At 46.4% G+C, this 4,728-nt stretch carries 4 protein-coding genes; 2 read left to right on the top strand and 2 right to left on the bottom strand.

What is annotated here, in order from left to right:
• Positions 1-162: 162 nt before the first annotated feature.
• Together OQJ86_RS25995 and folE are read right to left on the bottom strand one after the other, a co-directional pair.
• Positions 163-1,404, bottom strand: coding sequence for an NRAMP family divalent metal transporter (locus tag OQJ86_RS25995; protein ID WP_265992152.1), 1,242 nt, complete (start codon positions 1,402-1,404; stop codon positions 163-165).
• A 277-nt stretch (positions 1,405-1,681) separates the two neighbouring features.
• On the bottom strand, positions 1,682-2,335 hold the full coding sequence (gene folE / locus OQJ86_RS25990) for a GTP cyclohydrolase I FolE (protein WP_042605649.1): 654 nt from the start codon (positions 2,333-2,335) through the stop codon (positions 1,682-1,684).
• Between the two features lie 288 nt (positions 2,336-2,623).
• Here folE and moeA point away from each other — a divergent pair, with 288 nt between their 5' ends.
• Both moeA and moeB read left to right on the top strand, forming a co-directional pair.
• On the top strand, positions 2,624-3,859 hold the full coding sequence (moeA, locus tag OQJ86_RS25985) for a molybdopterin molybdotransferase MoeA (RefSeq protein WP_265992149.1): 1,236 nt from the start codon (positions 2,624-2,626) through the stop codon (positions 3,857-3,859).
• A gap of 9 nt (positions 3,860-3,868) precedes the next feature.
• A complete protein-coding gene (gene moeB, locus OQJ86_RS25980; RefSeq protein ID WP_265992147.1) occupies positions 3,869-4,618 on the top strand; it encodes a molybdopterin-synthase adenylyltransferase MoeB in 750 nt (249 codons plus the stop codon).
• The last annotated feature ends 110 nt before the right edge of the window (positions 4,619-4,728 follow it).

Below are 4,728 nucleotides of genomic sequence, written 5' to 3'. Positions count from 1 at the left end.
TGGTCTATCGGATTTTTACACACTGGTGGGATCGTTCAATTGATCAGTCTATTAATTTCTTAACTGATCGACATTACCTCATTGCGAGGTCGTTTTCTTTTGTTCTTAGCAAGCTCATATCCCGATAAACATTACTCGATGCACATTAGCTGATGCATTGAGTTAGCCTATAAACTTGGCCATAAAGTTGCTGATATTGGTCATGCTTGACGCCGCCATCACTACGACAATTGCAACGCCCGTCAGCGTTAAGTAGGCTGGGTGTTTGTAGTCACCTACGATGTCTTTTCTGCGTGTCGCCACCAACACCATACCTAAAACGATTGGCAGAATAATACTGTTAACAAGACCAGCCAGCATTAGCAGCAAAATCGGCATGTTCATCGTCACAGTGCCAAGCGATGTGATGATAATGAAACCGACACACCATGCTTTCTCGTTGCGAGCCACAACTGGGAACAGTGTTTTGATAAGGGAAATCGCCATGTACGAGTTACCCACAACCGAGGTAATCGAAGCAACAAACAACACCAAACCAAAGATAAAGTAACCTACTTCACCCGCACCTTGACGAAACGCGTCTGCGGCTGGGTTTGCAGAATCCAAAGTCGCGCCTGTTGCAATCACACCGAACACTGCCATAAACAACAGGATGCGAATCACCACGGCAATTGAAATACCGGCCCAAGCTGCCGTCTTGATAACGGGTACGTTCTCTTTACCTTGCAAGCCGATATCAACCAAACGCTGTGCGCCTGTGTAATAGCCACCTACTGCGCCACCAACGATCGTTAGCGTCGGTAATAGCAGGCTGCCAACATCAGTAGGCATTATTGCTGCGCTCAAGGTCTCCCCCATTGGCGGTAAACTGGTCATCGCAACGTACGCAATTAAGATGATCATAAACAAGCCAAGGTAGCGTGCCATTTGGTCCATGCGCTTAGAAGCGTTGTGCACCACAAACAGCAAACAACCAACTACGCCTGTGAAGAGAGCACCCCAAGTTGTATCCACCCCCGTCAGTACGTTAATACCGAGCGCAGAGCCACTTACGTTACCAAAGTTAAATGCAACCGCACCAAGCGCGAGAAGAATACCGACGACATAACCCATACCCGGTGTCACTTTGTTCGCAATGTCTTGAATGCGCATACCAGACACACCCACAATGCGCCACAAGTTCATCACAATACCAAAGGTGATAAACATGGATGCAAACACAGGGAATGCCATGTCGATTTTGTAGATATTGGTGAAGACCGCTGTTTGGGTTAAAAAGCCAGGTCCAACAGACGTGGTCGCCATTAAAAACGCGACACTAAGAATTGCTTTCTTTTGCCAACTCTTCTCCGATGCTTGAATAGAAGCTGGAGCAGTCGAGTTGATGGTGGTTTGTGTGGTCATGCCAAATCTCAATTTTGTTGCCTTTCTATTATTAGAAAACAGAAAGACAACTGACCGAGATCAGCTGAGCTTGAAGAATCAAATTGGGCAGAACGAAAAGAGAAGTGAAGCCTTCGCAACCGTTTGCTGGGCGCGAATATTAAGTCTATCGCATGTGACTGTCAACACAGAAATCGATAAATGATTTTTGTCGTTTTCATTCTCAAATCATTATTCATTTCAGACAGATACAAAAAAGGATGGCGTTTGCCATCCTCTTAGAATAGTGCTTGGTTACTTAGCGTAAACCGTGCAGAAACTCGGCACGCGTTGCTGGGTTGCTTTTGAAGATGCCACCCAATGCTGTTGTTGTCGTTTCGCTGGTTGCATCCATCACACCACGAGATTTCACACAGTAGTGTGTTGCGTCGATCGTCACTGCGACATCATCGGACTCAAGCAACGTTTGAAGTGCAACAAGAATCTGCTGTGTCATACGCTCTTGTACTTGTGGACGCTGGGCAAAGAAGCGAACGATACGGTTGATCTTTGATAAGCCAATGATCTTGCCACGTGGAATGTAAGCCACAGCAGCCTTGCCATCAATGGTCACAAGGTGGTGTTCACACGTGCTAGTCACAGTGATGTCTTTCACGCGAACCATTTCGCTCACGTTCATCTTGTTTTCAATCACTGTAATTTTAGGGAAATTGGTGTAATCCAAACCTGAGAAGATCTCATCCACGTACATCTTCGCAATGCGATGCGGGGTTTCTTCCAGGCTATCGTCAGTAAGGTCAAGCTGAAGGAGGCTCAAAATCTCACGCATATGATGCTCGATCTTCTCTTTCTTCTCTTCACGGCTTACGTTATTTGGCTGCATTGGCGTTTCCAAACCACGTTGCTCTAGCGCTTCTTTTACTAACTTCGCTGACTCGCTAAGACCTGACATTCCACTTCCTCTTTTGTTACTTCCGCTTTCATACAAACCCAATCAAAATTGCATTCATATTTTTCGCTTTGAGCTGCTCAGTTCGTGTCTTTACACCAAGGCACATCAAATGAAGTTACTGAGCTGATTTTATTGACCTCCACAAGGATTTTACCCCTTTTGGATGGCTGACAAGGATACTCGGATTTTTGAATAATTACACCCATATTTTATAGGTGGACATTCTTACTCAGTCCCCTTTTTTTATGGTAAAGTTGCCACAAAACAAAAGAACACAGGATTTTCTCAATGGGCTGCTGCGACGCACCTGGCTTGATGCCAATTGAAGACGCGATGGACAAAATGCTATCGCGAATCAAACCTATCCAAACAACGCTTTCTCTTCCACTTGCTGAAGCACTCGGTTTTGTACTGGCAGAAGACATCTTGTCACCTATTCACGTACCACCATTCGATAACTCAGCAATGGATGGCTACGCTATTCGCATTCAAGATCTTGAGTCGTTTTCCGTATTGCCTCTGGCAGGTAAATCATTTGCAGGACAACCTTTTGAAGGTGAATGGCCTAATGGTACCTGTGTTCGCATCATGACTGGCGCAAAAATCCCACAGGGTTGTGATGCCGTTATCATGCAAGAAAACACAGAAGTGACGGATGCTGGCATTCAGTTCAATCAAACTGACGTGAAGCCGCAAAACAACATCCGCCCAACAGGTGACGACATCAAGCAAGGCGACATCGTATTGGCAAAAGGTGCGCGTTTAACACCTCGCGATATTCCGATGATTGCGTCTCTTGGTGTTAGCCATGTAACAGTAGTACGTAAGCCAAAAGTTGCTTTCTTCTCTACTGGTGATGAACTTAAACCACTGGGCGAACCGCTAGACGAAGGTCAAATCTACGACAGCAACCGCTACGGTATTAAACCGCTTATCGAGAACTTCGGTTGTGAAGCCGTTGATCTTGGTATCATTCCAGACTGCCCAGAGACTCTAAAAGCGACCTTTGAACAAGCCCAAACATTGGCAGATGTGGTCGTGACCTCAGGCGGTGTTAGTGTGGGCGAAGCGGATTACACCAAAGACATTCTTGAAGAGCTTGGTGAAATCGGTTTCTGGAAGCTAGCAATCAAGCCGGGTAAACCTTTCGCATTTGGTAAGCTAAGCACTGCTTGGTTCTGTGGTCTGCCGGGTAACCCTGTTTCTGCAGTTCTTACTATGTACGTGCTTGTTCAACCAATGCTGGCAAAACTTGCAGGCCACACCGAATGGAAAGCACCCGAGTCTATTCCGGCAACAACCAAAACCGCCTTTAAGAAAGCGCCAGGTCGTACCGATTACCAACGCGGTATCTACACATTGGAAGATGGCAAGTTTGTGGTTGAAACAACGGGCAACCAGAGCTCTGGCGCGTTCCGCTCAATGAGCCTAGCCAACTGTTTTGTTGTGTTGGAACGTGAACGCGGCCGAGTTGAAGTGGGCGAAACGGTTCAGATTCAACTATTCAACTCAACCCTTTACTAGGAAGTCGTTGTGGATATTCTTTCCGATCAGGAAATGCTGCGTTACAACCGCCAAATCATTCTTCGTCAGTTTGACTTTGAAGGACAAGAAGCACTCAAACAAGCATCGGTATTGATGCTTGGTGCTGGCGGTTTAGGCTGCGCATCAAGCCAATATTTGGCGACTGCTGGTGTCGGTAAAATCACGCTGATTGATGATGATATCGTCGAGTTGTCTAACCTTCAGCGCCAAGTGCTACACCACGATGCAGATATTGGTCGTAAGAAGGTAGAGTCGGCGGCCGATGCACTACGTGAGCTTAACCCGCACATCATCGTGGACACCATCGCAAAACGTCTTGATGATACCACGTTAGAGAACCTGATTAAGCAGCACACTATTGTTGTCGATGCATCAGATAACGTTGATACACGCAATCAACTTAACCGCCTATGTTTTGCGACCAAAACACCGCTAATTTCAGGCGCGGCCATTCGTATGGAAGGCCAAGTGAGTGTGTTTACTTACGACGACCCAACGCAACCATGTTACCAGTGCTTGAGTGCCCTTTTTGGCAATGGCGCGTTAAGCTGTGTCGAAGCCGGAGTCATGGCGCCTGTTGTGGGTATTGTTGGCGCAGTACAAGCGATGGAAGCGATCAAAGTGATTGCTGATTACGGCCAACCAAAGAAAGGCAAAATTTTGATTCTCGATGCGCTCAGCATGTCTTGGCGAGAAATGAATCTGATGAAAATGCCGAGCTGCCCTGTATGTAGCTAAACCATTCAATACAACATTGATTAGCCCGCTCATTGCCTGTCTCTTGATCACAAGTCTAGTGTTCAAGAGACATTGCTAGTTCGTAGCCTTCAAGGATGGTTTGTAGTTTA

This window comes from Vibrio sp. Sgm 5, from assembly GCF_026241575.1.
Taxonomy (GTDB): domain Bacteria; phylum Pseudomonadota; class Gammaproteobacteria; order Enterobacterales; family Vibrionaceae; genus Vibrio; species Vibrio jasicida.
Note: the sequence above shows the minus strand (reverse complement) of the source record. Positions and strands in the feature narration are given on the sequence as shown.

Excerpts from the sequence above, each read along its gene's own strand:
- folE (WP_042605649.1), bottom strand. The coding sequence starts at position 2,335 with ATGTCAGGTCTTAGCGAGTCAGCGAAGTTAGTAAAAGAAGCGCTAGAG.
- moeA (WP_265992149.1), top strand. The coding sequence starts at position 2,624 with ATGGGCTGCTGCGACGCACCTGGCTTGATGCCAATTGAAGACGCGATG.
- OQJ86_RS25995 (WP_265992152.1), bottom strand. The coding sequence starts at position 1,404 with ATGACCACACAAACCACCATCAACTCGACTGCTCCAGCTTCTATTCAA.